The sequence below is a fragment of the Citrobacter sp. Cpo015 genome, assembly GCF_030333035.1.
In the GTDB taxonomy this organism is placed as follows: Bacteria; Pseudomonadota; Gammaproteobacteria; order Enterobacterales; family Enterobacteriaceae; genus Citrobacter; species Citrobacter portucalensis.
In genome coordinates, this window is sequence record NZ_JAOWGS010000034.1 from 94,732 (window position 1) to 119,383 (window position 24,652).

At 52.1% G+C, this 24,652-nt stretch carries 25 protein-coding genes; 15 read left to right on the forward strand and 10 right to left on the reverse strand.

All coding sequences use genetic code 11. The features are described from left to right. Positions 1–54: 54 nt before the first annotated feature. The 6 genes from OGY67_RS13695 to xthA all read right to left on the reverse strand — a co-directional run bounded on the left by OGY67_RS13695 (position 55) and on the right by xthA (position 5,790). Positions 55–687: an ATP-binding cassette domain-containing protein gene (locus tag OGY67_RS13695; RefSeq protein ID WP_286574059.1), complete on the reverse strand. Its 633-nt coding sequence runs from the start codon at positions 685–687 to the stop codon at positions 55–57. Beyond that, positions 687–2,222, reverse strand: coding sequence for an ABC transporter permease family protein (locus OGY67_RS13700; protein WP_286574060.1), 1,536 nt, complete (start codon positions 2,220–2,222; stop codon positions 687–689). Before OGY67_RS13700 ends, OGY67_RS13695 begins: the two co-directional genes overlap by 1 nt. After that, a complete protein-coding gene (locus OGY67_RS13705; protein ID WP_286574061.1) occupies positions 2,195–3,364 on the reverse strand; it encodes an ABC transporter substrate-binding protein in 1,170 nt (389 codons plus the stop codon). The genes OGY67_RS13700 and OGY67_RS13705 overlap by 28 nt, the downstream gene beginning before the upstream one ends. A gap of 32 nt (positions 3,365–3,396) precedes the next feature. Continuing rightward, on the reverse strand, positions 3,397–4,107 hold the full coding sequence (locus OGY67_RS13710) for a TVP38/TMEM64 family protein (RefSeq protein ID WP_103014593.1): 711 nt from the start codon (positions 4,105–4,107) through the stop codon (positions 3,397–3,399). Beyond that, a complete protein-coding gene (locus tag OGY67_RS13715; protein WP_286574071.1) occupies positions 4,104–4,760 on the reverse strand; it encodes a TVP38/TMEM64 family protein in 657 nt (218 codons plus the stop codon). The genes OGY67_RS13710 and OGY67_RS13715 overlap by 4 nt, the downstream gene beginning before the upstream one ends. A 223-nt stretch (positions 4,761–4,983) precedes the next feature. Next, entirely contained in the window at positions 4,984–5,790 is an 807-nt protein-coding gene (gene xthA / locus OGY67_RS13720; RefSeq protein ID WP_048214346.1) for an exodeoxyribonuclease III, read from the reverse strand. A 444-nt stretch (positions 5,791–6,234) separates the two neighbouring features. On the opposite strand from xthA, the gene astC reads away from it, so the two are divergent. The 7 genes from astC (at position 6,235) to ves (ending at position 14,023) form a co-directional block, all read left to right on the forward strand. Continuing rightward, positions 6,235–7,455, forward strand: coding sequence for a succinylornithine/acetylornithine transaminase (gene astC, locus OGY67_RS13725; RefSeq protein ID WP_048235516.1), 1,221 nt, complete (start codon positions 6,235–6,237; stop codon positions 7,453–7,455). Beyond that, positions 7,452–8,486, forward strand: a complete 1,035-nt coding sequence (gene astA, locus OGY67_RS13730; RefSeq protein WP_048214344.1) for an arginine N-succinyltransferase — start codon at positions 7,452–7,454, stop codon at positions 8,484–8,486. The genes astC and astA overlap by 4 nt, the downstream gene beginning before the upstream one ends. Next, on the forward strand, positions 8,483–9,961 hold the full coding sequence (astD, locus tag OGY67_RS13735) for a succinylglutamate-semialdehyde dehydrogenase (protein WP_286574062.1): 1,479 nt from the start codon (positions 8,483–8,485) through the stop codon (positions 9,959–9,961). Before astA ends, astD begins: the two co-directional genes overlap by 4 nt. After that, positions 9,958–11,301 (forward strand): N-succinylarginine dihydrolase, encoded by a 1,344-nt coding sequence (gene astB, locus OGY67_RS13740; protein ID WP_008784556.1) that lies wholly within the window; start codon positions 9,958–9,960, stop codon positions 11,299–11,301. The genes astD and astB overlap by 4 nt, the downstream gene beginning before the upstream one ends. Beyond that, a complete protein-coding gene (astE, locus tag OGY67_RS13745) occupies positions 11,294–12,259 on the forward strand; it encodes a succinylglutamate desuccinylase (RefSeq protein WP_125362991.1) in 966 nt (321 codons plus the stop codon). The genes astB and astE overlap by 8 nt, the downstream gene beginning before the upstream one ends. 349 nt (positions 12,260–12,608) lie before the next feature. Continuing rightward, positions 12,609–13,094 (forward strand): ATP-independent periplasmic protein-refolding chaperone Spy, encoded by a 486-nt coding sequence (gene spy / locus OGY67_RS13750; protein ID WP_003832537.1) that lies wholly within the window; start codon positions 12,609–12,611, stop codon positions 13,092–13,094. 353 nt (positions 13,095–13,447) lie between these two features. Then, positions 13,448–14,023, forward strand: coding sequence for an environmental stress-induced protein Ves (gene ves, locus OGY67_RS13755; protein WP_032943147.1), 576 nt, complete (start codon positions 13,448–13,450; stop codon positions 14,021–14,023). Here the strand turns inward: ves and cho are convergent. Both cho and nadE read right to left on the reverse strand, forming a co-directional pair. Next, on the reverse strand, positions 13,983–14,870 hold the full coding sequence (gene cho, locus OGY67_RS13760; RefSeq protein WP_286574063.1) for an excinuclease Cho: 888 nt from the start codon (positions 14,868–14,870) through the stop codon (positions 13,983–13,985). The genes ves and cho overlap by 41 nt on opposite strands. A 131-nt stretch (positions 14,871–15,001) precedes the next feature. After that, on the reverse strand, positions 15,002–15,832 hold the full coding sequence (gene nadE / locus OGY67_RS13765) for an NAD(+) synthase (RefSeq protein ID WP_032943150.1): 831 nt from the start codon (positions 15,830–15,832) through the stop codon (positions 15,002–15,004). 210 nt (positions 15,833–16,042) lie between these two features. Between nadE and osmE the strand changes: the two genes are divergently transcribed. The 8 genes from osmE to cedA all read left to right on the forward strand — a co-directional run bounded on the left by osmE (position 16,043) and on the right by cedA (position 22,388). Then, the gene (gene osmE, locus OGY67_RS13770) at positions 16,043–16,384 is read left to right on the forward strand and encodes an osmotically-inducible lipoprotein OsmE (protein WP_003030621.1); all 342 of its coding nucleotides are present in this window, start codon (positions 16,043–16,045) and stop codon (positions 16,382–16,384) included. 298 nt (positions 16,385–16,682) lie between these two features. Next, positions 16,683–17,003 carry a PTS N,N'-diacetylchitobiose transporter subunit IIB gene (gene chbB, locus OGY67_RS13775; RefSeq protein ID WP_003832547.1) on the forward strand — a complete coding sequence of 107 codons (321 nt, stop codon included), beginning with the start codon at positions 16,683–16,685 and terminating at the stop codon, positions 17,001–17,003. A gap of 87 nt (positions 17,004–17,090) precedes the next feature. Then, positions 17,091–18,449, forward strand: a complete 1,359-nt coding sequence (gene chbC / locus OGY67_RS13780; RefSeq protein ID WP_286574064.1) for a PTS N,N'-diacetylchitobiose transporter subunit IIC — start codon at positions 17,091–17,093, stop codon at positions 18,447–18,449. A 54-nt stretch (positions 18,450–18,503) separates the two neighbouring features. Next, positions 18,504–18,851: a PTS N,N'-diacetylchitobiose transporter subunit IIA gene (gene chbA / locus OGY67_RS13785; RefSeq protein WP_048214339.1), complete on the forward strand. Its 348-nt coding sequence runs from the start codon at positions 18,504–18,506 to the stop codon at positions 18,849–18,851. A 10-nt stretch (positions 18,852–18,861) separates the two neighbouring features. Next, positions 18,862–19,704: a transcriptional regulator ChbR gene (gene chbR, locus OGY67_RS13790; protein WP_085951046.1), complete on the forward strand. Its 843-nt coding sequence runs from the start codon at positions 18,862–18,864 to the stop codon at positions 19,702–19,704. A 124-nt stretch (positions 19,705–19,828) separates the two neighbouring features. Beyond that, positions 19,829–21,184 (forward strand): 6-phospho-beta-glucosidase, encoded by a 1,356-nt coding sequence (locus tag OGY67_RS13795; protein ID WP_048235511.1) that lies wholly within the window; start codon positions 19,829–19,831, stop codon positions 21,182–21,184. A gap of 12 nt (positions 21,185–21,196) precedes the next feature. Next, positions 21,197–21,955 carry a chitin disaccharide deacetylase gene (chbG, locus tag OGY67_RS13800; protein WP_191226097.1) on the forward strand — a complete coding sequence of 253 codons (759 nt, stop codon included), beginning with the start codon at positions 21,197–21,199 and terminating at the stop codon, positions 21,953–21,955. Positions 21,956–22,124: 169 nt separating this feature from the next. Beyond that, positions 22,125–22,388, forward strand: coding sequence for a cell division activator CedA (gene cedA, locus OGY67_RS13805; protein ID WP_008784569.1), 264 nt, complete (start codon positions 22,125–22,127; stop codon positions 22,386–22,388). Between the two features lie 63 nt (positions 22,389–22,451). On the opposite strand, the gene tcyP is transcribed toward cedA, so the two are convergent. Together tcyP and OGY67_RS13815 are read right to left on the reverse strand one after the other, a co-directional pair. Continuing rightward, positions 22,452–23,843, reverse strand: coding sequence for a cystine/sulfocysteine:cation symporter (gene tcyP, locus OGY67_RS13810; RefSeq protein WP_006684833.1), 1,392 nt, complete (start codon positions 23,841–23,843; stop codon positions 22,452–22,454). A gap of 135 nt (positions 23,844–23,978) precedes the next feature. After that, the gene (locus OGY67_RS13815; protein WP_286574065.1) at positions 23,979–24,578 is read right to left on the reverse strand and encodes a metal-dependent hydrolase; all 600 of its coding nucleotides are present in this window, start codon (positions 24,576–24,578) and stop codon (positions 23,979–23,981) included. Positions 24,579–24,652 lie beyond the last annotated feature (74 nt).

A 24,652-nucleotide genomic window follows, 5' to 3' on the forward strand; every position in this document is an offset into this window, starting at 1 on the left:
TTCTGTGCCGCCAGTTACGTAAAAACCTTGCGTTAACGCAGCATATCGCCACATTCACGCCCAGTTTTCCATCTGAAATACGTGGCCTGCAGGCGGAACGTCCTGCGCGTCATGGGTCACCTGTACCACCGGGATCCCCAGCTTACGCACCTCGGTGAAGACCCATTGGCGAAAGTTATCGCGTAGCGACGCATCCAGCCTGCTAAAGGGTTCATCAAGTAACAGCGCCTGGGGCTGCGCCAGTAGTGCGCGGAGCAGGGCGACACGTGAGCGTTGTCCGCCGGAGAGTGACGCCGGATCGCGCGAATAAAAACCTGCCAGGTCAGCGCGCGCGAGAGCGCATTCAATCTCATGGCGTCTGGCGGGACCTTGCAGGCTGGCGGGTAAGGCTAGCAGTAAATTCTGCCCAACGCTGAAATGGTCAAACAGCAGCGCATCCTGGAACAAAATGCCAATCTGGCGCTGCGTGGTAGGTAACGTATCGATGCGTCGTTCATTAAGCCAAAGTTTGCCTGAGGCCTGGAACTGGGGAGATAACGCCCCGATCATCCATGAAAACAGCGAAGATTTCCCGCTGCCGGAAGGCCCCATAATTGTGACAATGTCACTTTTGTTAACCTGAAAATTAACGTCTTTCACCAGCGCTTTCGCGCCCTGGTACAACGAAACGCCTCGTACGGTAAGCATTAGCGGAGTCCTTGTCGAAAGCGGCCGATCCACGCGGCGAGAAAGGCTGCAAGTGCGAAAACGAGCAGTGGTAAAAGCAGCTGCCACAACGCTTGTGTTGCCAGAATCGCACTGCTACCGCCGCTGCTTAATGCCACCGCTTCGGTGGTTAACGTGGGATAGCGTCCGGCACCTAGCCACAGCGTTGGCATATACTGGGCGATACTAACCGAGAAGCCAACCGCGAAGGCAATCAATGCCGGGCGCGCCAGCTGCGGGCATTTCACCAGCCAGAATATCCGCCACCGCGTCCAGCCCAGGGTTTGCGCAATCAAAATTAATCGTTGGTCAATGCGCTGCCACGCCGGTTTAAGCACAAATAGCATCCAGGGCATCACCCACAGCAGGTGGCCCCAGATAATGGTCGTCATCAGTCCATCTTGTTCGGCATATAACGCCAGCAGATATTGTCCGGTTACCAGCGGTAGCGCAGGCAAAATGAGCGGTAGCCAGACCCAGCGGTGTCCGGTTTGTGGACCCCATTCCAGCCAGGCAAAAAGTATCAGAAGCGCCAGCACGCTGGAAAGGAGCCCCAGTTGCAGGCTGTTGCTGAGCGCCTCGCTGTTTAGCGAGGAATAGCTGGCGATAAGCGCCAGCACCAGCGCGCATACCACACCGCTGACGGGCAAAATCTGTACCAGCGGGCGTACGATTGTCATAGATGAAAAATGCTGGCGTTCACCGTTTACTGCCGGAATAGTATGTCGCCAGGTACGCCAGAGCAGATAACCCACCAGCGCGCTAACAAGGAGTAACAGCACCAGCAACAGACTGGCAAGTGCGCCTTTCGCCTGCTGTTCGACGTCGCCCTGACTGAGCCACTGCCAGCTCAATACGGCAAGCGTTGGCGGATTGCCGGGGCCAAGAACGATTGCCACATCAACAACGGAGAGTGACCAGGCAACAATCGCCAGCATAGCTTTACCTAATGCCGGACCAATAGCGGGCAGAACCAGCCAGTTCAGGCATTGCAGTCGGCTGTAACCCAGCGAATCCAATACGATAACCTGCTGAGAAAGTTGTTTTTCACTCAGCAGGGCCGAGAGAATCCATAACAAAAAAGCGCTCTCTTTCACCGCCAGCGTTACGCCAAGTCCAATGCCGTAGCGGTCCGGCTGTGGGCTGAGGAGCGGGAGCCATTGCCAAAGTATGCCGCCTTCAGCAAAAACCAACAGCACGCTCGTGGCGAAGGCAACGTGTGGAATTGCCAGCAGCCACGGAAGACGCGTATACAGACGTACCCAGCCTGCGCCGGGCCACAAGGCGAGGATCGCCAGCAGCGCGATAATCAGCGCGCCCCCAGCCGCGAGGCCGACGGAAACCAGCGTTGCCAGTAACGCCTGCGGGAGTTGAGGATCGGCAAAGAGCGCCAGCCAGTGTGTGGTACTAAGCGCCAGTGTTATCAGAGACCATGCCGCTGGCGCCAACGGCAGATAAACTGCCGCCATGATGGCCCAGAGTAGCAGAATTAATGCGTACCGTAGCGGCGTAGCCATTCTTGTTCCAGAGCGTTTACCCAGGCTGCATGCGGTTCTGGCAACACGGCAGGGAGCCCCTGTGGGATCCGCGCCAGCAGCGCATCACGCTGTTCGTCAGGCAATTTTTGTGGATCAAGCACCGAAGGATCTCCCCAGATAGCCGGGTCAGCTTTGCGCAGTTGTGCTTCAGGAGAAAGCAGGAAGTTTGCCACGACTTTTGCTCCGGCACTGGAGTGGGCATTCGCCGGAATGGCAACAAAGTGCACGTTGCCGAGCATGCCCTGTGAGAAACCAAAACTGTAGCTGCTTTTAGGCAATTCGCCGCTCGCCACTTTTTGCTGCGCGTGGGCAGGGTTAAAGGTCAATGATAAACACAGGGTGCCGCTATTGAGCAGTGCATCCATTCGTGCTGGCGTGGGAGGAAAATCTTTGCCTTCACGCCAAAGTACAGGATGCAAGGTATCAAGATACTGCCACAATGGCGCGGTAACTTCGGCAAATGTCGCTGCATCTGGCGCAACTTTCAATGCCTGTGGTTTGGTGGTGAGCGAAATTAGCAACTGCTCAAGAAAAGCAGTTCCGGTAAAGTCTGGCGGGCGTGGATAGGTCACCGTGCCAGGGTGCGCCTGCGCAAATTCAAGAAGTGCCTGCGGAGATAACGGCGGCTGCGCGGTGAGATCGCGCCGGGCAATAAAGGTGAGTTGGGCACCGCCCCACGGTGATTCAGCCCCATCTGTTGGAACGGAGAAATCTTCGGTCACCGGTTTTTGTGTATCAACATAGCGCCAGTTAGGCAGCGATTGTGCCCACTGGGTTTGCAGCAGCCCGGCTTCTTTTAGCGTACGGAAGTTTTCGCCGTTAACCCACAGTAAATCGACAGAGCCGCCGGTTTTTCGCCCGGATGCCGCTTCCGTCTGGATGCGTTTTACGGCATCGGCGGCGTCTGCCAGGCGCACGATTTTCAGGTTAATGTCGTAGTGCGTTTTCATCTCGCCGCTAACCCAGTCGAGATACTGGTTAACTGCATTGTCGCCACCCCAGGCGTTGAACCACACCGTTTGACCACGGGCGTCATTTTTGATTTGTTGCCAGCTGGCGTCCTGGGCAAACGTCGCCAGCGGGCAGAGCAACAAACTCAGACACAATAAGCAGTAACGCATAATATCTCCATGGCTAAAAATGGGGGAAGGTCTCAGCTTTTTTTCCGTTGGCGCTCAAGATAAAGGCTTCTCGCTATCGATATCACCACGCTTAGGGCAAACAGGACAAACAGACCCGTCACAAACCAAAATGTGCCGCCGGTTAACAGGCTTCCCGCCCATGAGTAGACGATAGTGGCGGGTAACTGTCCGATGCCGGTGGCGATGAAAAAATGGCGAAAACGAATTGAGGTCAGGCCAGCCGCGTAGCTTACCGGGTCGAACGGCACAAAAGGTAACAGGCGGCAGACCAGAATAGTGTGCTTACCATAGCGCTCGAAAAAAGCGTCCATATTGTTCAGCACCGTTTTTCCGGTCAGCTTTTCCACCGCACCGCGACCTAAAATGCGGGCAATAAAAAAGCACAGCGCCGCACCTGCCATTGCGCTGCTCCAGGATAGTACGCCGCCCCAAAATGCGCCAAACAGCGAGGCATTGGCAAACGTGATCACAAACGCAGGAAGCGGTGCAACGATGGCCTGTAAGATCATCAGGAAGAACGACACCACTGCCGCCTGGGTTCCATAAGAACGAATAAAGTTCTCAAGAGCATGCTGATCGAGTGTGGTAAATGCTGCCAGGCTGCCGTGGAGAAAATCACTCACGCCAGGTATCCATGCCCATGCCATTAGCCCGAGCAGTAGCAGAGCAATCAAACCCGCCCGGTAATAGCGAGTCAGCCGCGCTTTATTCCGTTTTATCATTTACCCGTACACTCATGGTTGGCTGACGGATCGGTATGCTTATATCGGGCCCAGGCTTTGGCTGCCTGAACGAGGGTGAATAACGCCAGCCCTGCCACGCTGAGCTTACCGATGAATACCAGGGTAATGCCTTCGCTGGCGAGTTCATGCGACATCAGCGTATAGATAAAGATGCCGGGTAAGGTGGTAAGTGCCGATATTACGGTAAATGACCAGAACGGAATGGCCGTCAGCCCATAGGCGTAATTTTGAATATTATAGGGGAACAGCGGCACGAGCCGGGTCAGGATTAGAAAGTCTACTCCGCTATGGGCAATGCCTTTTTCGATAGCCTGAAACGTTGCCGTGTGCCCAACGTATTTCAGTAGTAGATCCCGTCCAAGCCATCGAGCCAGCAAAAACGACAGCGCTGAGGCCACGGTTGCTGCCACTAACGAGATAAGCGTCCCAGCCACGGGGCCAAACAGCACACCGCCGACGATCACCAGGATGCTGCCGGGGATCAGACACAGCGCAGCAACAATAAACAGCAGGATATAAAGCGTATAGCCGAACATACCGCTTTGGCGGATGACGTCTTGTAAATGATGGAAATTGGTTATCAGGTCGCTCAGACCATAATGATGGAAAACTCCCGCCAGAACGCAGAACAGGACCGCGACAATCAGCAGCCGGTATTCTGCTTTATGCGAACTTCTTTTTCATGGGGTTTCTCCTGTAAAACCGAGTGCAATGGAGCATTTTCGTCAGCGAAAAGCGCGCGCGAAGATATAATAAATTCCCGGCCGTAACAATGTATTACCGTCACTTTATTGATTTTGCACAGAATAAACAGACTCTCCAGGCCGGGCCTGGAGAGTAAAAAGACGCAGAAGGTCAGACGCGGAATTTAGCCCATACAGGCGCATGGTCGGACGGTTTTTCCATGCTGCGAATTTCATAGTCGATGCCGGTTTCTTCGCAGCGTTCCGCCAGCGGGTTGCTCGCCAGCAGCAGATCGATACGCAGGCCGCGGTTATCGTCAAAGCCTTTTGAGCGATAATCAAACCATGAGAACTGGTCATTCTTTTCAGGATTTGCGTGACGGAAGGTATCCACCAGACCCCAGCCCAGCAGGCGTTCCATCCACTCACGCTCCTCCGGCAGGAAGGAACATTTACCGGTACGCAGCCAGCGTTTACGGTTTTCTTCGCCGATGCCGATATCGAGATCGGTTGGGCTGATATTCATATCGCCCATAATCAATACCGGATTGTCGCGTTTCAGTTCAGTCTCCAGATAGTTTTGCAGGTTCTGATAAAACGCGGCCTTGGCCGGGAATTTGGTTTCATGGTCACGGCTTTCTCCTTGCGGGAAGTAGCCGTTGATCACCGTGATGCTGCCCAGAGGGGACGGAATTTCTGCCATGATGATCCGACGCTGCGCTTCTTCGTCATCGCCCGGGAAGCCACGACGTACCGCAATTGGCGTTTCTTTCGTTAACAGCGCCACGCCGTAATGACCTTTCTGGCCGTGATAAAAGACGTTGTAACCGAGCTTTGCTACCTCTTCGAGAGGGAACATATCGTCGTGGACTTTTGTCTCCTGTAAGCCAATAACATCCGGTTGGTGTTTTTCGACAATGGCTGCCAGTTGATGGGGACGGGCACGCAGGCCGTTGATATTAAAAGAGACAAATTTCATAGTCGCTGCCACTTTGCAAGATGAATAGTGCAAGGATGGTAGCAGAATTTCTGCAGGCTGACTGCTTCTTGTCACCTGATTCCAACAATGATTGCTAATGGTGTTAACGATGGAGCAAAAACTGCACCGTTTTGGCGCGAAGTGCGTCGGAATGGAGCAATAATTTCCGAAAAATTTCGTATACGATCACAATTCCAGAATTATATTTGGCGACTGAATAAAACTGCGTTTTTTCCTCTGTTTAGTCGCCTGATGCGCAAACATATTCACTTTATATGCACATGCAGTGAATATCGCCACGTTGTAACCTGTTGATATTTCGTCATCGACCTCCGTTTATGCACTTTTTTCGCTGGCTGGCACGAACCCTGCAATCTACATTTACACCGCAAACACTATATTTATTAACATATAAGTAACCTTTTATTTACCGTTGAGGTCGCTATGTCTCTGTCAATTACGCGTGAAAATTTTGATGAATGGATGATGCCCGTATATGCTCCGGCCCCTTTTATTCCGGTGCGGGGTGAAGGTTCACGTCTGTGGGATCAGCAGGGTAAAGAGTATATCGATTTCGCGGGAGGCATTGCGGTTAACGCGCTGGGTCACGCCCACCCGGCATTGCGCGAGGCATTAAACGACCAGGCGAGCAAATTCTGGCATACGGGAAATGGCTACACCAACGAGCCGGTACTGCGTCTGGCGAAAAAGCTGATTGACGCCACCTTCGCCGAGCGCATTTTCTTCTGTAACTCCGGTGCAGAAGCCAACGAAGCGGCACTAAAACTGGCGCGTAAATATGCCCACGATCGTTTTGGCAGTCAGAAGAGCGGGATTGTAGCGTTTAAAAATGCTTTCCATGGACGCACGCTGTTTACCGTCAGCGCCGGAGGACAGCCTGCCTACTCACAGGATTTCGCGCCGCTGCCGCCGGATATCCGTCATGCCGTATACAACGATCTCGATTCTGCCAGCCAACTGATTGATGACACTACTTGTGCGGTTATCGTGGAGCCTGTGCAGGGTGAAGGCGGTGTGGTACCGGCAACAAAAGCCTTTTTGCAGGGGCTACGTGAGTTATGCGATCGCCATAATGCGCTGCTGATTTTTGATGAAGTTCAGACCGGCGTTGGCCGTACCGGGGAACTGTATGCCTATATGCACTACGCCGTGACGCCGGATCTTCTGACGACAGCAAAAGCGCTGGGCGGTGGTTTCCCCATCGGCGCACTGCTGGCGACAGAGCGTTGCGCCAGTGTGATGACGGTTGGTACACACGGTACAACGTACGGCGGAAACCCGCTGGCGACGGCGGTGGCAGGTAAATTGCTGGAAATTGTGAATACACCGGAAGTGCTCAACGGAGTAAAACAGCGCCACGACTGGTTTGTGGAGCGTATAAACGCCATTAACGAACGTTTTGGACTGTTTAGTGAAATTCGTGGACTCGGACTGCTGATCGGCTGCGTGCTGAACGCGGAATTTGCCGGGAAAGCGAAACTCATCTCGCAAGAAGCGGCTGTTGCCGGGGTGATGGTACTGATCGCTGGCGCTAACGTGGTGCGTTTTGCGCCAGCGCTCAACGTCAGCGAAGAAGAAGTCGCCACCGGACTGGATCGCTTTGCGCTGGCCTGCGAACGCATTAAAGCAGGAGGTTCATCATGATGGTGATTCGTCCCATTGAACGCGCGGATATCACCGCGTTGATGCAGCTTGCCAGTAAGACCGGCGGCGGGTTGACCTCGCTACCGGCGAATGAAGCTACGCTGATGGCGCGTATCGAACGTTCACTCCAAACCTGGCGCGGTGAGTTGCCAAAAAGTGAGCAGGGATATGTGTTTGTGCTTGAAGACAGCGCCAGCGGAACCGTGGCGGGAATTTGCGCCATCGAGGTGGCGGTGGGGCTTAACGACCCCTGGTACAACTACCGGGTCGGTACTCTGGTGCACGCGTCGAAAGAGCTGAACGTGTACAACGCGCTGCCGACGCTGTTTCTGAGTAACGATCACACGGGTAGCAGCGAGCTTTGCACGCTGTTTCTCGATCCGGACTGGCGTAAAGAGGGCAACGGTTATTTGCTGTCGAAGTCGCGTTTTATGTTTATGGCGGCCTTTCGCGATCGATTTAATGAGAAGGTCGTGGCCGAGATGCGCGGCGTGATCGATGAGCATGGCTACTCTCCGTTCTGGCAAAGCCTCGGCAAACGATTTTTCTCGATGGAGTTTAGCCGGGCGGATTTTCTCTGCGGAACAGGACAGAAAGCCTTTATTGCTGAACTGATGCCCAAGCATCCTATTTATACCCATTTTCTGTCTGATGAAGCGCAAGGCGTGATTGGTCAGGTGCATCCGCAAACGGCCCCGGCGCGGGCGGTGCTGGAGAAAGAAGGATTTCGCTACCGCAACTATGTCGATATTTTCGACGGCGGGCCAACGCTGGAATGCGATATCGACCGGGTTCGGGCTATTCGTAAAAGCAGGCTGGTGGAAGTGGCGGAAGGTCAGCCAGCAACCGGTGATTATCCGGCCTGTCTGGTTGCCAATGAAAACTATCAAAACTTCCGCGTCATGCTGGTTCGCGCAGACCCGGATACCCAACGTCTGGTACTGACGGCGGCGCAACTGGATGCCCTGAAATGCCACGCGGGCGACCATGTACGTTTTGTACGTCTTTGTGCAGAGGAGAAAACAGCATGACACTATGGATAAACGGTGACTGGGTGACGGGGCTGGGCGAGCGTCGGGTGAAAAGCAACCCGGTAAGCGGTGATGTGCTGTGGCACGGTAATGATGCAGATGCAATGCAGGTGACGCAAGCGTGCCTGGCCGCACGCGCGGCCTTTGTCGGTTGGGCTAAACAGCCTTTCAGCGCACGCCAGACTATTGTTGAAAAGTTTGCTTTATTGCTGGAAAGCAATAAAGCCGAGCTAACTCAGATTATCGCCAAGGAAACCGGAAAACCTCATTGGGAAGCCGCGACTGAACTGACGGCGATGATCAATAAAATCGCCATCTCCGTCAAAGCTTATCATGCCCGTACCGGTGAGCAGCACAGCGAACTACCGGATGGTGCGGCAACGTTGCGCCATCGCCCACACGGCGTGCTGGCGGTTTTTGGTCCGTATAACTTCCCCGGTCATTTACCCAATGGTCATATTGTTCCGGCATTGCTGGCAGGCAATACGTTGATTTTCAAACCCAGCGAGTTGACGCCGTGGACCGGTGAAGCAGTAACAAAACTGTGGGAGCAGGCGGGGTTGCCGCCGGGCGTGCTGAATCTGGTGCAGGGCGGACGTGAAACGGGACAGGCGCTGAGTGCGCTGGAAGACCTTGATGGCCTGCTGTTTACCGGCAGTGCGAATACCGGTTATCAGCTGCATAAGCAGTTATCCGGCCAGCCGGAAAAAATCCTTGCCCTGGAGATGGGGGGCAACAACCCGCTGATTATTGAGAATCCGGAGGATATTGATGCCGCGGTGCATCTGACTATTCAATCCGCATTTGTCACCGCCGGACAGCGCTGTACCTGTGCCCGCCGCCTGCTCGTAAAAAAAGGCGCGCAGGGTGATGCGTTCCTGAAGCGTCTGGTGGAGGTTAGTCAGCGTTTAATGCCCGGCAACTGGGATGCACAACCGCAGCCATTTATGGGTGGACTAATTTCCGAACAGGCAGCGCAACACGTCTATGATGCCTGGCAGCGTCTGGCGTCGTTGGGTGGCCGTACGCTGTTAGCGCCACGTCTGTTAAATGCCGGAACGTCACTGTTGACCCCTGGAATCATCGAACTGACCGGGGCGGGGAACGTACCTGATGAAGAGGTTTTCGGTCCGCTGCTCGGCGTCTGGCGTTATGACAGCTTTGATGATGCGATTCGTATGGCGAACAATACCCGCTTTGGACTGTCGTGTGGGTTAGTTTCGCCCGATCGCGGCCAGTTTGAACAGCTACTGTTGGAGGCGCGGGCAGGGATCGTCAACTGGAATAAGCCGTTAACCGGCGCTGCCAGTACCGCACCGTTTGGCGGTGTAGGCGCTTCCGGGAACCATCGCGCCAGCGCGTGGTATGCCGCAGATTATTGCGCCTGGCCGATGGCAAGTCTGGAATCCCCGGCCTTAACGCTGCCAACGGCGCTTAGCCCGGGACTGGATTTTTCTCGCGAGGATAAGCTATGAAAGCCCGTGAGGTAAATTTTGATGGTTTGGTGGGGCTAACTCACCACTATGCTGGATTGTCATTTGGTAATGAGGCCTCAACCAAACATCGATTTCAGGTGTCGAACCCGCGTCTGGCGGCAAAGCAAGGTCTGCTAAAGATGAAAGCACTGGCGGATGCAGGATTTCCTCAGGCGGTGATCCCGCCCCACGAGCGGCCTTATATTCCGGTTCTGCGTCAGTTGGGTTTTAGCGGCAGTGACGAACAGGTGCTGGAGAAAGTGTCGCGTCAGGCGCCTCACTGGCTCTCCAGTGCCAGCTCCGCATCGCCTATGTGGGTAGCGAATGCGGCGACGGTTTGCCCTTCGGCAGACTCGCTGGACGGGAAAGTGCATCTAACGGTGGCGAATCTGAATAATAAGTTCCACCGTTCACTGGAAGCGCCTACTACCGAAGCATTGTTACGGGCGATTTTCCGTGATGAGAATAGCTTTGCGGTCCACGGTGCGTTACCCCAGGTTGCGCTTTTTGGCGATGAAGGGGCGGCAAACCATAACCGCCTCGGTGGCGATTACGGTGACCCCGGCGTACAGCTGTTTGTTTACGGTCGTGAAGAAGGCAATGCATCCCAACCGAAGCGCTATCCGGCAAGGCAATCCCGTGAGGCCAGCGAGGCGGTCGCGCGACTGAATCAGGTCAACCCACATCAGCGCATTTTTGCTCAGCAAAACCCGGACGTTATCGATCTTGGCGTGTTCCATAACGATGTGATTGCGGTATCGAATCGCCAGGTGCTGTTTTGTCATCAGCAGGCGTTTGTCAGACAGCAGGCATTGTTAGAGCAGTTGCGCAGTCAGGTGGCAGGTTTTACCCCGCTGGAAGTCCCGACAGCGGAAGTGTCGGTGCAGGATGCCGTGACCACTTATCTGTTTAACAGTCAGTTGCTGAGTCGTAGTGACGGTTCGATGATGCTGGTCCTGCCGCAGGAGTGTCGGGAGCATGCTGGCGTGTGGCGGTATTTGAACCGGCTTCTCGAGGAAGACAATCCGATCGATGACCTGCGGGTATTCGATCTGCGTGAAAGTATGTCCAACGGCGGTGGTCCGGCATGCTTGCGCCTGAGAGTGGTGCTCACTCCGCAGGAACAGCAGGCGGTGAATCCGGCGGTTATCATGAACGACACGCTGTTTAACACGTTGAATAACTGGGTTGACCGTTACTATCGCGATCGTCTTACCGCTGCCGACCTTGCCGACCCACAGCTGTTGCGCGAGGGGCGTGAAGCGCTGGATACGCTGACGCAATTGCTCAACCTCGGCTCAGTGTATCCTTTCCAGCAGGAGGGGATGCACCATGGATAACTTTCTGGCGATCACGCTCGCAGGCGCCACTCCAGAGAAAACGCAAGGAACCACTCATGGTTTTGACTGGCAGTGGATCGGTCACGGAATTCTGGAACTGACGCCGCTTGCACCCGTTGAACATTCACTGGTGCTGTCTGCGGGGATCCATGGCAATGAAACCGCGCCGGTAGAGATACTCGATTCATTGCTTTCCAGTCTGTTTAGCGGCGAGCTGACACTGACATGGCGGCTGCTGGTGATTCTGGGAAACCCGCAGGCGCTGGCTGCGGGAAAACGATATTGTCATAGCGACCTGAATCGTATGTTTGGCGGCCGGTGGCAGATTTTTACCGCGAGTGAAGAAACGCACCGAGCCCACGAGCTTGAGCTGTGTCTTGAAGATTTTTATTCGCGCGCAAAGGAGCCTGTGCGCTGGCATTTGGATCTGCACACCGCGATCCGCGGTTCACAGCATCTGCGCTTTGGCGTATTGCCACAACGCAACGTTGCCTGGGACGAGGATTTTCTTGAATGGCTGGGGGATGCGGGACTGGAAGCGCTGGTTTTCCATCAGACGCCTGGCGGCACGTTCACCCATTTTAGCGGGGAACATTTTGGTGCGTTGGCCTGTACGTTGGAACTGGGTAAAGCGCTGCCATTTGGACAAAACGACCTCACCCAGTTTGCACAAACGGCAGACGCACTGGAGAAACTGCTGCGGGGTGAACGAGGGGCGACGAGAGAAATATCCCCGCTGCGTTATCGCGTGGTGTCGCAAATCACGCGTCGTAGCAATGATTTTATTCTCCACATGGATAACCAGACGCTAAACTTTACCCCCTTTAAAGAAGGCACCTTGCTGGCGCAGGACGGAGATGAACGTTTTATCGTCACCCATGATGTTGAATACGTTCTCTTTCCCAACCCTAACGTGGCCTGTGGTTTACGTGCCGGATTGATGCTCGAAAAGTTGTGATCAATATATTCGCCCTGCAGGATTATCCTTTAGGGCTTATTTTTGCGTGCTGTTTTTATTTATTACGGATTATTCCTGGTGAATTGCTTTCTTAATAAACAGGGTTCAGGTATAGTTCTTCATAATCCGTTCAAAATCATCCTGTTGTAATTTTTTATTGCAACTCTCCGCAATTTATTCTTTTTTTCTTCATAATTGATGAAAGTTTGTTTTTTACACTTTCACTGTTTTACCGTTGCTCTGATTAATTGACGCTTAAGCCGGTAAAGTTAATCTCGTCAACACGACATCACATTGCATAAGAGTCGCATGAGTGTCGTAAAAATAACTGAAAGAAAGGATAGAAATTATGCGTAAACTGACTGCTCTGTTTGTTGCCTCTACTCTGGCGCTGGGTGCTGCGAACCTGGCTCATGCTGCTGACACTACAACAGCTGCACCAGCGGATGCTAAACCGATGATGCACCACAACGGCAAATTTGCCCCGCATCACGACATGATGTTTAAAGACCTGAATCTGACTGACGCTCAGAAACAGCAGATTCGCGAGATCATGAAAGGCCAGCGCGATCAGATGAAACGTCCGCCGCTGGAAGAACGCCGTGCAATGCACGATATCATCGCCAGCGATAGCTTCGATAAAGCGAAAGCCGAAGCGCAGATTGCGAAGATGGAAGAACAGCGCAAAGCCAACATGCTGGCGCATATGGAAACCCAGAACAAAATTTACAACATTCTGACCCCGGAACAGAAAAAGCAGTTTAATGCCAATTTTGAGAAGCGTCTGACAGAACGTGCAGCGCAGAAAGGTAAAATGCCGGAAGCTGCCGAGTAATCGATCAGAGTCTACACTAAATCATTCACACTGTGTCGCGCTGATTGCCGCACAGTGTGAAACCAAACTCAAGACCGCCGCTCTTGTCCACAACACGTATAACGATGTGGGCAGGATCGGCGGTTTTTTCATTTCTGCCTATTGCACCGGACGCACGACACGCTATTCTCCTGAAGCCCGCGAAAATTCTACCTGGATCAGCGCGTTATTCTTTTTTGCAAAATGCCGGGTTCATCGCTAAGGCAAATCAACTCTGCTGCCGATAACAATAATCTGCAGGGTGAACATAATAATGATGATTTATGGCTGTCTGTTTACGGCAGGCTGCCATGCTGCTCCTTTCTGGAGGGATGATGGAATACTTTGATATCCGCAAAATGCCGGTTAATCTCTGGCGGAATGGTGCGGGAGAAACGCGTGAGATTTGCTGTTTTCCGCCAGCAACACGAGATTTTCACTGGCGGGCGAGTATCGCCTCCATTGCAGCAAACGGTGAATTTTCACTTTTCCCGGGTGTAGAGCGCGTGATTACGCTGCTGGAGGGAGGGGAAGTCACTCTGGAAGAAGCGAACATCTTTACGCATACCCTGAAACAGCATCAACCTTTTACCTTTGCCGGTGACAAGGTGGTAAAAGCAAAGCTGACGGAAGGGCAGATGTCGATGGATTTTAATATCATGACCCGACGAGATGTTTGCCAGGCAAAAGTCAGAGTGGCCGATCGCACCTTTACGACCTTTGGTTCACGCGGCGGCGTGGTGTTTGTTATCAGTGGTGCATGGCAACTGGGCGATAAACTGCTGACGGCCGACCAGGGTGCGAGCTGGCATGACGGCAAACACACATTACGACTGCTGGAACGCGAGGGAAAATTGCTGTTCAGCGAGATTAACTGGATGCCGGGACATTCTCCGGATGCAGTTCAATAATGTCATATTGACCAGACAGAACTGGCCGGCAGAGAATTTTGTAGCCATCATGGTCAAAGCCTGCTGGCATACGCGCCAGGGTAGTCGCTTCATCCAGCGTTGAAACGGCTCCCAGCCACAGCCAGTTGTTGATGATATGGTACTGTGTCATTTCGGCACCGGTTTCTTGCAAGGCAATGGCATTGCTCCATGGCCAGCAAATCACTCTCACTCTTTCCAGCGCCTCTAGCAGGCGCGAGTGATGCGCTTCATGACTCTCTTTCCCGCAGCACGCTCCGGCGCAGCGTTTAAGCGCGGAGCGAAAACAGGCACGCCCGCGACTCAGGGGTTCCAGCCCCAACAGGCCGTAGCACAGCTGCTGTTCATCCGCGAGGTTTTGCAACGCTTGTAGCGCTGCGCGACGATGGGCAAACAGGCCAAACAGATTGGGTGCATGGGAGAAATCAATATCTCGTGCATAGACAACCTGAACAGTTCGGTCGGTAAGCTGCAAGGCGCAAAGCTGACGATTGCGCCGCAGTCGTTTATTAAACAACGGCTGTTGTTCTTTGATCAACCGCGCTTCCAGCAGCAGGGCACCAATTTCTCCCGCCGTACAAATCCAGCTAATGCGTTTGGCCTGACGCAGCATTGCCGCTTCGTCTGCGGTACGCAGGTGTGCCAGCACGCGGCTGCGAATATTGACGCTTTTACCAATGTAGAGCGGCATAGTGTCGCTTTCACTGTGAAACAGATAGACGCCTGGCGCGGTGGGAAGCGCACTCAAAAATGGACGCAGGTGTTCAGGATATTCATAGATTGCCGCTGCCTCAAATGTCAGGCGTGGGGCTGATTGACGCCGTACCACTTCTCACTCCGGATGCTGGTTATTCATCCAGTGTAGCAGTTTGAAACCGATTAAAAAAGCGGCATCAGACAAGGAAGAGTGGCCGGACAGCGGTGATCCCAGTGCGATCCGGCAATATGTGACTAAAAAAATTACGCTTTTTTCCAGAAGTCATCAAACACCGTAATCGGTGTGCGACGTTTGTGTTCGGTCTTCAGATACCAGCCTTCAATTTTTTTCGCGATGTCGGCAGCCAGCGTTTTTCCTTCCAGATAATCGTCGATGTTGTCATAGGTGACGCCTAATGCGGCTTCATCCGGCAGAGAAGGGCGATCGTCTTCGAGGTCGGCGGTTGGCGCTTTCTTATATAAATGTTCCGGGCAACCCAGTGCGGCAAGCAGCTGCTTACCCTGACGCTTGTTCAGGCGGAAAATAGGGTTAATGTCAGTACCGCCATCGCCGTATTTGGTGAAAAATCCGGTGATGGCTTCTGCTGCATGATCGGTACCCACGACAACACCGCTGGTCATTCCGGCGATACTGTACTGGGCCTTCATACGTTCACGGGCTTTTTCATTGCCACGGACAAAATCGCTCAGTTCAATACCCGCTTCACGCAGGGCCTGTTCACTGGCCAGTACCGCACCCTTAATATTTACTGTGAGCACGCGGTCAGGTTGGATAAAGGCGATGGCATCCTGACAGTCCTGTTCATCAGCCTGAACGCCATACGGCAGACGTACGGCAATAAACTGCAGCGCGTCATTCCCCGTTTCTTCGCGAAGCTCGGAAATAGCCATCTGGCAAAGTTTTCCCGCGAGCGTTGAGTCCTGTCCGCCGCTTATCCCTAATACCAGTGATTTCAGAAAAGGGTAGGTTTGCAGGTAGGATTTCAAGAAATCCACGCTGCGGCGAATTTCTTCTTCTGCATTAATTTGCGGTTTTGCGCCAAGCGCCTGGATTATCTCTTGCTGCAGAGTCATTTAACCCCCTCCGAAAAATGAAATGATCAAAAAAATGATGTGTTAAAGCTAACGCGTTGGGACCCAAACGACAAGGGATGCAGGCCTGATCTAACATCATTTTGTTTTAATAGAATTTTCCGAAACGACCTAAGTATCATCTGATTGCTTGAAAAATGTGTTGTTGTGCTCCAGGCTTATATAACACGCTGAAATACAAGAGGACGGAATATGAACAAGAACCTAACAGGAATTCTAAGCGCAGCGGCTGTTTTGACTATGCTGGCAGGATGTACGGCCTACGATCGCACCAAAGACCAATTTGTTCAGCCCGTGGTGAAAGATGTGAAGAAAGGGATGAGCAGGGCGCAGGTGGCGCAGATTGCCGGTAAACCTTCTTCTGAAGTCAGTATGATTCATGCGCGCGGGACATGCCAGACCTACATCCTGGGTCAACGAGATGGTAAAGCTGAAACCTATTTTGTTGCTTTAGACGACACCGGACATGTGATTAACTCCGGTTACCAGACCTGCGCAGAGTACGACACTGACCCGCAGGCGGCGAAGAAGTAACAACTGCTTATTGCCTGAGCATTCAGAAGAACCGGCCATCGCGCCGGTTTTTTTGTGCCGAACGATCTTATTTATTGCTGCGAATTATTTGCCCGAAATGTGAGGGGGGTCATAACGACAGGTCAAGGAGAGACAATTTAGTTGGTCAAGGAAATACCATCCACCGGTGCAATCCCGTATACTCATTTCAGCCACCTAAAAAAGTAATTTAGCTGACGCAAGTTACCCAGAGCATGGATGCAGGTTATGGCTTGCGGAGTGTCTGGTTGACAGATAATCGCACATGAGGATCGTTTTAATGGAAAAGAAACACATTTATCTGTTTTGTTCTGCGGGCATGTCGACTTCATTGTTGGTTTCGAAGATGCGTGCTCAGGCCGAAAAATACGAAGTACCGGTTATTATTGAAGCATTTCCTGAAACGCTGGCCGGAGAAAAAGGTCCTGTCGCCGATGTCGTGTTATTAGGTCCACAAATTGCTTATATGTTGCCCGAAATTCAGCGTTTGTTACCCAACAAGCCTGTGGAAGTGATTGACTCGCTGCTGTATGGCAAAGTCGATGGTTTAGGCGTGCTTAAGGCTGCTGTTGCAGCAATTAAAAAAGCCGCAGCAAATTAATTATTTTATTTTAATTTTTCCCGTCAAAGAGTTATTTCATTAACATTCACCGCAATTTTTAATTGCGGTATTTAAGGGTATTTTTCTATGAGTAACGCTATTGCTTCACTTGAAAAGGTACTCCTTCCTTTTGCTGTAAAAATTGGAAAGCAGCCACACGTTAATGCAATCAAGAACGGCTTTATTCGTTTAATGCCGTTAACCCTCGCAGGGGCCATGTTTGTATTAATCAATAACGTTTTCCTGAGCTTTGGGGAGGGGTCGTTTTTTTATTCAATGGGCATTCGACTTGATGCTTCAACTATTGAAACTTTGAATAGCTTGAAAGGCATTGGTGGAAACGTCTATAACGGTACGCTGGGTATCATGTCATTGATGGCACCGTTCTTTATCGGCATGGCGCTGGCAGAAGAACGTAAAGTCGACTCACTGGCTGCCGGGCTGTTATCCGTCGCCGCGTTTATGACCGTAACGCCTTATAGCGTGGGTGAAGCCTATGCCGTTGGCGCGAACTGGCTCGGCGGTGCCAATATTATTTCCGGTATTATTATCGGCCTGGTGGTCGCGGAAATGTTCACTTTTGTGGTTCGTCGCAATTGGGTCATTAAATTACCTGATAGCGTACCGACGTCCGTATCGCGTTCCTTCTCTGCGCTGATTCCTGGCTTCCTTATCCTCTCCATTATGGGGATCATCGCCTGGGCGCTGAACACCTGGGGTACCAACTTCCACCTGATCATTATGGATTCCATTTCAACGCCGCTGGCATCGTTGGGCAGCGTGGTGGGCTGGGCCTACGTGATTTTTGTTCCGCTGCTGTGGTTCTTCGGTATTCACGGTTCACTGGCGCTGACTGCGCTGGACAGCGGTATCATGACGCCATGGGCGCTGGAAAACATCTCTATCTACCAACAGTTTGGTTCCGTAGACGCCGCGCTGGAAGCCGGTAAGACGTTCCACGTCTGGGCGAAACCGATGCTCGACTCCTATATTTTCCTTGGGGGTAGCGGAGCAACGTTGGGTCTGATTATCGCTATCTTCCTGGCATCGCGTCGTCCTGACTATCGTCAGGTAGCTAAACTGGCACTGCCGTCAGGTCTGTTCCAGATTAACGAACCTATCCTGTTCGGTCTGCCGATCATCATGAACCCGGTGATGTTTATCCCGTTCATTCTGGTACAACCGATTCTGGCGGCGATTACGCTGGCAGCTTACTACTCAGGCATTATTCCACCGATTACCAACATTGCACCGTGGACTATGCCAACCGGTTTGGGCGCGTTCTTTAACACCAACGGTAGCGTCGCTGCTCTGCTGGTCGCGCTGTTCAACCTCGGTATCGCAACGCTGGTTTACCTGCCGTTCGTGGTGGTAGCCAACAAAGCGCAGAACGTTATTGACCAAGAAGAAAGCGAAGAAGATATCGCTAACGCATTAAAATTCTAAATTTAATCCGGCATGGCTTTACGGTCATGCCGGACTGAACCAGAGGAAAAAAGTATGTTGGATATCGAGAATATCGTCGACACGCAGTCAGAAGCAGAAGAACTTGAAGAAGTGGTGATGGGCCTCATCATCAACTCCGGTCAGGCGCGTAGCCTGGCGTACGGGGCACTCAAAATGGCCAAGCAAGGTGATTTTGAGTCGGCCAGGGCCATGATGGACCAGTCTCGTCTGGCGCTGAACGAAGCGCACCTCGTGCAAACGAAATTGATTGAAGGCGATCAGGGTGAAGGTAAAATGAAAGTCAGCCTGGTGCTGGTCCACGCACAGGACCACCTGATGACATCAATGCTGGCGCGTGAGCTGGTGACTGAACTGATTGAGCTTCACGAAAAGCTGAAATAGCGAGGAGTGCATAATGCAGCTACAGATTAACGCACCGGAAATCAAAACCGTTTATGAACAGCAGCTGTTTAATGGCAAAAATTTCCATGTGTTCATCTATAACAAAACTGAGAGCATCAGCGGGCTGCATCAGCATGACTACTATGAGTTTACCCTGGTTTTAACCGGGCGCTATTATCAGGAAATCAACGGTAAACGCGTACTGCTAGAACGTGGAGACTTTGTCTTTATCCCGTTGGGATCGCACCACCAGAGTTTTTATGATTTTGGTGCGACAAGGATCCTTAACGTCGGCATCAGTAAACGTTTTTTTGAACAGCACTATCACCCGCTGCTGCCATTTTGTTTCGTTGCATCGCAGGTCTATCGGGCGAATAACTCGTTTCTTACCTACATTGAAACGGTTATTGCATCACTGAACTTTCGCGAGAGCGGGCTGGATGAATTTGTAGAAGTGGTCACCTTCTATATTATTAATCGGTTACGCCATCATCGCGAAGAGCAGGTGCTGGATGATATTCCGCAGTGGCTTAAAACCACCGTCGAGACCATGCACGACAAACGGCAGTTTAGCGAGAATGCGCTGGAAAATATGGTACACCTGTCCGCGAAATCCCAGGAGTATCTGACCCGCGCAACCCAGCGTTATTACAGCAAAACGCCGATGCAGATTATTAATGAAATCCGCATTAACTTTGCTAAAAAACAGCTGGAAATGACGAACTATTCTGTAACGGATATTGCTTACGAGTCTGGCTACAGTAGTCCAAGCCTGTTTATTAAAACGTTTAAAAAGCTGACGTCATTTACACCGAATAGCTACCGTAAGAAATTAACTGAATTTAATCAGTAGATATTATTTGCCAATAACCCATTTTTTATAGCTTGCCCAAAATAGCGTCGGGACAGCCACGCTATACCTGACAAACGGGTTGAGCATAATACACGTCAGTGTTTTTACACTGAAGGGAGAAAGTATGAGCCAGAAATTAAAAGTCGTCACTATCGGTGGCGGGAGCAGCTACACCCCTGAATTACTTGAAGGCTTTATTAAGCGCTATCATGAATTACCGGTTTCTGAGTTGTGGCTGGTTGATGTCGACGGTGGAAAAGAGAAGCTGGACATTATTTTTGACCTTTGCCAGCGCATGATCGACAAAGCCGGCGTACCGATGAAGTTGCTTAAAACGCTGGACCGCCGTGAAGCACTGAAAGATGCTGATTTCGTTACCACCCAACTGCGCGTAGGGCAACTGAAAGCCCGTGAAAAGGATGAACGCATTCCGCTGAGCCACGGTTATCTGGGACAGGAAACCAACGGTGCGGGTGGGCTGTTCAAAGGTCTACGTACCATTCCGGTTATCTTTGACATTATTAAAGATGTGGAAGAACTGTGCCCGAATGCCTGGGTGATTAACTTTACTAACCCGGCAGGGATGGTGACTGAAGCGGTTTATCGCCACACGAATTTTAAGAAATTCATCGGTGTGTGTAATATTCCTGTCGGCATGAAAATGTTTATTAGCGATGTGCTGGCGCTGAAAGAGAGCGATGATTTATCCATCGATCTGTTCGGTCTGAACCACATGGTCTTTATTAAAGACGTGCTGGTGAACGGTACATCGCGCTTTGATGAACTGCTGGACGGCGTGGCTTCTGGACAACTGAAAGCTTCCACCGTGAAGAACATTTTCGACCTGCCGTTCAGCGAAGGGTTGATTCGTTCGCTGAAGCTGCTGCCGTGCTCGTATTTGCTGTACTACTTTAAGCCAAAAGAGATGCTGGCGATCGAAATGGGCGAGTACTATAAGGGCGGCGCACGTGCCCAGGTAGTACAAAAAGTAGAAAAACAACTGTTTGATCTCTACAAAAATCCTGAGCTAAACGTTAAGCCGAAAGAGCTGGAGCAGCGCGGTGGCGCGTATTACTCCGATGCGGCCTGTGAAGTGATCAACGCCATCTACAACGACAAACAGACCGAGCACTACGTCAACATTCCACATCATGGACATGTTGATAACATTCCTGCGGACTGGGCGGTTGAGATGACCTGCACGCTCGGACGTAACGGTGCTACGCCGCACCCACGTATTACCCATTTTGATGAGAAAGTGCTCGGCCTTATCTACACCATCAAAGGCTTTGAGGTTGCGGCGAGCAATGCGGCATTGAGCGGCGAGCTGAATGATGTGCTGCTGGCGTTAAACCTGAGTCCGCTGGTGCATTCTGACAGCGATGCCGAAATTCTGGCGCGTGAGTTAATTCTGGCACATGAAAAATGGTTGCCAAACTTCGCCGGGTGCATTGAGAAACTCAAAAGCGAACAACACTAACTGAGGTCGGCTATGGAACGCGTACTGATTGTTAATGCGGATGATTTTGGCCTGAGTAAAGGACAAAACTACGGCATTGTTGAAGCCTGTCGTAATGGCGTTGTCACCTCGACAACGGCGCTGGTTAACGGTGCGGCGATTGACCATGCGGTACAGCTGAGTCGCGACATACCTGCACTTGCCGTCGGGATGCATTTTGTTCTGACGCTGGGTAGGCCGTTGACGGCAATGCCGGACCTTACCCGTGACGGATTACTGGGGAAATGGATCTGGCAGATGGCAGAGGAGGACACTTTGCCGCTGGATGAAATTTCTCAGGAGCTGGCCGCGCAGTATCAGCGTTTTATTGACCTGTTCGGGCGGGAGCCGACGCATCTGGATAGCCATCACCATGTGCATATGTTCCCGCAAATTTTCCCTATCGTAGCCGGGTTTGCTGCCCAGAAGGGGATTGCATTGCGTATCGATCGTCAGACCGTGTTCCAGGCGTCTGATTTTCCGGAAACGTTACGTACCTCCCAGGGATTCAGCAGCGAGTTTTACGGCGAAGCGATTTCCGAGGCTCTGTTTTTACAGACGCTGGACGCGTCAGCCGATCGAGGCGAGTCCTCGCTGGAAGTGATGTGTCATCCGGCCTTTATCGATGACATTATTCGTCAAAGTGCCTACTGTTACCCCCGCTTAACTGAGCTCGACGTGCTGACGTCTTCGTCACTGAAATATGCAATTGCGGAGCGCGGTTATCGTCTTGGCAGTTTTCTGAACGTGTAATTCCTGAGTTTGCGGCGCAATCGTGCGCCGCATTTTTTTGCTTGTGGCACAAATAGCACCTGCAACCCGTCTGCGATCCCCGATATAGTCATTCCCTTCATGAATACGCTGTTTTTGCACCGCCCAGTGGCAAAATCGGCTAAGATAGCGGTTTTCTGATTTTTAGAATTTGTCTTTAGTGAAGCAACTGATTATGAAACCTCTTCGCCAACAAAATCGTCCGGTTATCAGCTATGTTCCTCGCGTGGAGCCCGCGCCGCCAGAGCATGCGATTAAAATGGATGCGTTTCGTGACGTATGGATACTACGCGGAAAATATGTCGCTTTTGTCTTAATGGGGGAGGCGTTTCAACGTTCGCCTGCATTTACGGTCCCGGAATCAGCACAGCGCTGGGCTAATCAGGTTCGCCAGGAAAATGAACTAAGGGATTAATGGATATAAAAAAACCGCCGGAGCATGATACTCCGGCGGTTTTTTGTTTTTTAGCTGACAGACTTAGCGATGCGCCAGTTCGGCGTTATCGTCGCTGTCCAGAATCGTTTTATCAGTCTGCTTGAGCCATTGGCTGGTCAGCGTACCGGCAGTCATGGAACCGCTTACGTTCAGCGCGGTACGACCCATATCGATCAGCGGCTCAACGGAGATCAGCAGCGCAACCAGCGTGACCGGCAGACCCATAGCGGGCAGGACGATCAGCGCGGCAAATGTTGCACCGCCACCCACACCCGCAACCCCTGCGGAGCTCACGGTCACGATACCAACCAGCGTGGCAATCCACATTGGGTCCAGTGGGTTGATACCGACGGTCGGTGCAACCATTACTGCCAGCATTGCCGGGTACAGGCCCGCACAACCGTTCTGACCAATCGTGGCACCAAACGAGGCGGCAAATGAGGCGATGGATTCAGGCACGCCCAGACGACGGGTCTGCGCTTCAACGTTCAGCGGAATTGAGGCTGCGCTGGAACGGCTGGTGAAGGCGAACGTCAGCACTGGCCATACCTTGCGGAAGTATTTTAATGGGCTAACGCCGTTCACACCCAGCAGGATCCCGTGTACCACGAACATAATGCCCAGACCGAGATAAGAGGCCACGACGAAGCTACCCAGCTTGATGATGTCCTGCAGGTTGGAACCCGCAACCACTTTGGTCATCAGCGCCAGAACACCGTACGGCGTCAACTGCATCACCAGACGAACCAGTTTCATCACCCAGCTTTGCAGGGTATCGATAGCGACCAGAACGCGCTCGCCTTTTGGTGCATCATCTTTCAGCAGTTTCAGTGCGGCTACACCCAGGAATGCGGCGAAGATAACCACGCTGATAATCGACGTCGGGTTCGCGCCAGTCAGATCGGCAAACGGGTTTTTCGGAATAAACGACAGCACCAGTTGCGGAACGCTGAGGTCAGCCACTTTGCCAACATAGTTGGTTTCAATCGCGTTCAGACGGGCGGTTTCAGCACCACCTTGCACCAGACCTTCGGCGGTCAGGCCGAACAGGTTGGTCACCAGAACCCCTACCAGCGCGGCAATCAGCGTGGTAAACAGCAGCGTTCCGATGGTCAGGAAGCTGATTTTACCTAACTGAGAAGCGTTATGCAGACGAGCAACGGCGCTGAGAATAGACGCAAATACCAGCGGCATAACAATCATCTGCAGCAGTTGGACATAGCCGTTACCGACAATGTTGAACCACTGTACTGAATCTTTAAGAACCTGGCTGTCGGAGCCATAAATGGTGTGCAGGGCAAGGCCGAACACGACACCCATGACCAGACCGACCAGTACTTTTTTGGCCAGACTCCACTGTTTGTGACGGGCTTGCGCCAGCACGAACAGCAGCACTACGAACACGATAATGTTCGCGATTAATGGAAAGTTCATCCCCGTTCTCCTGATCTTATTATGCGTATCACCGTTTAAAGGTGATTCTGTTGGCGCAAGATTAGCAGAACTGTGACTTGCCTCTTATATTCAAATGGAATTGTTTATACCTAAAATGATTTTTTGGCTGATTTATTAGTCAATCTGATGCGTTATGAAACGATTGAACTGCATTTGTAGCGTATTAATCATCTGCGAAGACCAGCGTACCGCGCTGTTCTCTTGTACGGTTTGCGGCATCCAGATTGCCCACGCGAACAGTGCCATACACAGAAACCGCTCCAGTTGATTGCCTTTTTGCGGCACGAGGATGGGCAGACGAAAACGCCAGCGGCAGGGCCAAAGCAGGGGAACGCCTGCTGGGGTCAGCATGTCGGCCAGAATGTGACTAAGATAGCCGAGTACCATACCTTGTAAGGCATCGGCAGGCATTATCCAGGTATCCGGGACTTTCAGGTAGAACGTGGCCAGCAGGGCAAAAACCGCCAGCAGGCTATGTGTAAACCCGCGATGACCAAATGCCCGGGCAATGGGTTTTGATATCCACTTCAGACGCTGCCCCAGCAGAGATTTGGGATGATCGATATCCGGCAGCAGGCACGTTAAAATGGCTGAAGGAACAATATGCCACCAGTCACCCTGCGCAAGAACGGGCGTTAGCTCGGCATTCTTGGCAAATACCGCACAGGCAATAGAAAAAAGAAGGTGGCCTTCCGCCGTCATGATAAAACCCAATAAACTGTCGATTCATACAGTATAGGGGTTTTATACAGTAGGCGGAAGAGGTGACGTTGTAACCCTTTGTCACA

Excerpts from the sequence above, each read along its gene's own strand:
- chbG (WP_191226097.1), top strand. The coding sequence starts at position 21,197 with ATGGAACGCGTACTGATTGTTAATGCGGATGATTTTGGCCTGAGTAAA.
- astB (WP_008784556.1), top strand. The coding sequence starts at position 9,958 with ATGAAAGCCCGTGAGGTAAATTTTGATGGTTTGGTGGGGCTAACTCAC.
- OGY67_RS13705 (WP_286574061.1), bottom strand. The coding sequence starts at position 3,364 with ATGCGTTACTGCTTATTGTGTCTGAGTTTGTTGCTCTGCCCGCTGGCG.
- astA (WP_048214344.1), top strand. The coding sequence starts at position 7,452 with ATGATGGTGATTCGTCCCATTGAACGCGCGGATATCACCGCGTTGATG.
- chbA (WP_048214339.1), top strand. The coding sequence starts at position 18,504 with ATGTTGGATATCGAGAATATCGTCGACACGCAGTCAGAAGCAGAAGAA.
- astE (WP_125362991.1), top strand. The coding sequence starts at position 11,294 with ATGGATAACTTTCTGGCGATCACGCTCGCAGGCGCCACTCCAGAGAAA.
- OGY67_RS13700 (WP_286574060.1), bottom strand. The coding sequence starts at position 2,222 with ATGGCTACGCCGCTACGGTACGCATTAATTCTGCTACTCTGGGCCATC.
- nadE (WP_032943150.1), bottom strand. The coding sequence starts at position 15,832 with ATGACTCTGCAGCAAGAGATAATCCAGGCGCTTGGCGCAAAACCGCAA.
- OGY67_RS13795 (WP_048235511.1), top strand. The coding sequence starts at position 19,829 with ATGAGCCAGAAATTAAAAGTCGTCACTATCGGTGGCGGGAGCAGCTAC.
- xthA (WP_048214346.1), bottom strand. The coding sequence starts at position 5,790 with ATGAAATTTGTCTCTTTTAATATCAACGGCCTGCGTGCCCGTCCCCAT.
- osmE (WP_003030621.1), top strand. The coding sequence starts at position 16,043 with ATGAACAAGAACCTAACAGGAATTCTAAGCGCAGCGGCTGTTTTGACT.
- chbC (WP_286574064.1), top strand. The coding sequence starts at position 17,091 with ATGAGTAACGCTATTGCTTCACTTGAAAAGGTACTCCTTCCTTTTGCT.
- chbB (WP_003832547.1), top strand. The coding sequence starts at position 16,683 with ATGGAAAAGAAACACATTTATCTGTTTTGTTCTGCGGGCATGTCGACT.
- tcyP (WP_006684833.1), bottom strand. The coding sequence starts at position 23,843 with ATGAACTTTCCATTAATCGCGAACATTATCGTGTTCGTAGTGCTGCTG.
- astC (WP_048235516.1), top strand. The coding sequence starts at position 6,235 with ATGTCTCTGTCAATTACGCGTGAAAATTTTGATGAATGGATGATGCCC.
- OGY67_RS13710 (WP_103014593.1), bottom strand. The coding sequence starts at position 4,107 with ATGATAAAACGGAATAAAGCGCGGCTGACTCGCTATTACCGGGCGGGT.
- OGY67_RS13695 (WP_286574059.1), bottom strand. The coding sequence starts at position 687 with ATGCTTACCGTACGAGGCGTTTCGTTGTACCAGGGCGCGAAAGCGCTG.
- spy (WP_003832537.1), top strand. The coding sequence starts at position 12,609 with ATGCGTAAACTGACTGCTCTGTTTGTTGCCTCTACTCTGGCGCTGGGT.
- astD (WP_286574062.1), top strand. The coding sequence starts at position 8,483 with ATGACACTATGGATAAACGGTGACTGGGTGACGGGGCTGGGCGAGCGT.
- ves (WP_032943147.1), top strand. The coding sequence starts at position 13,448 with ATGGAATACTTTGATATCCGCAAAATGCCGGTTAATCTCTGGCGGAAT.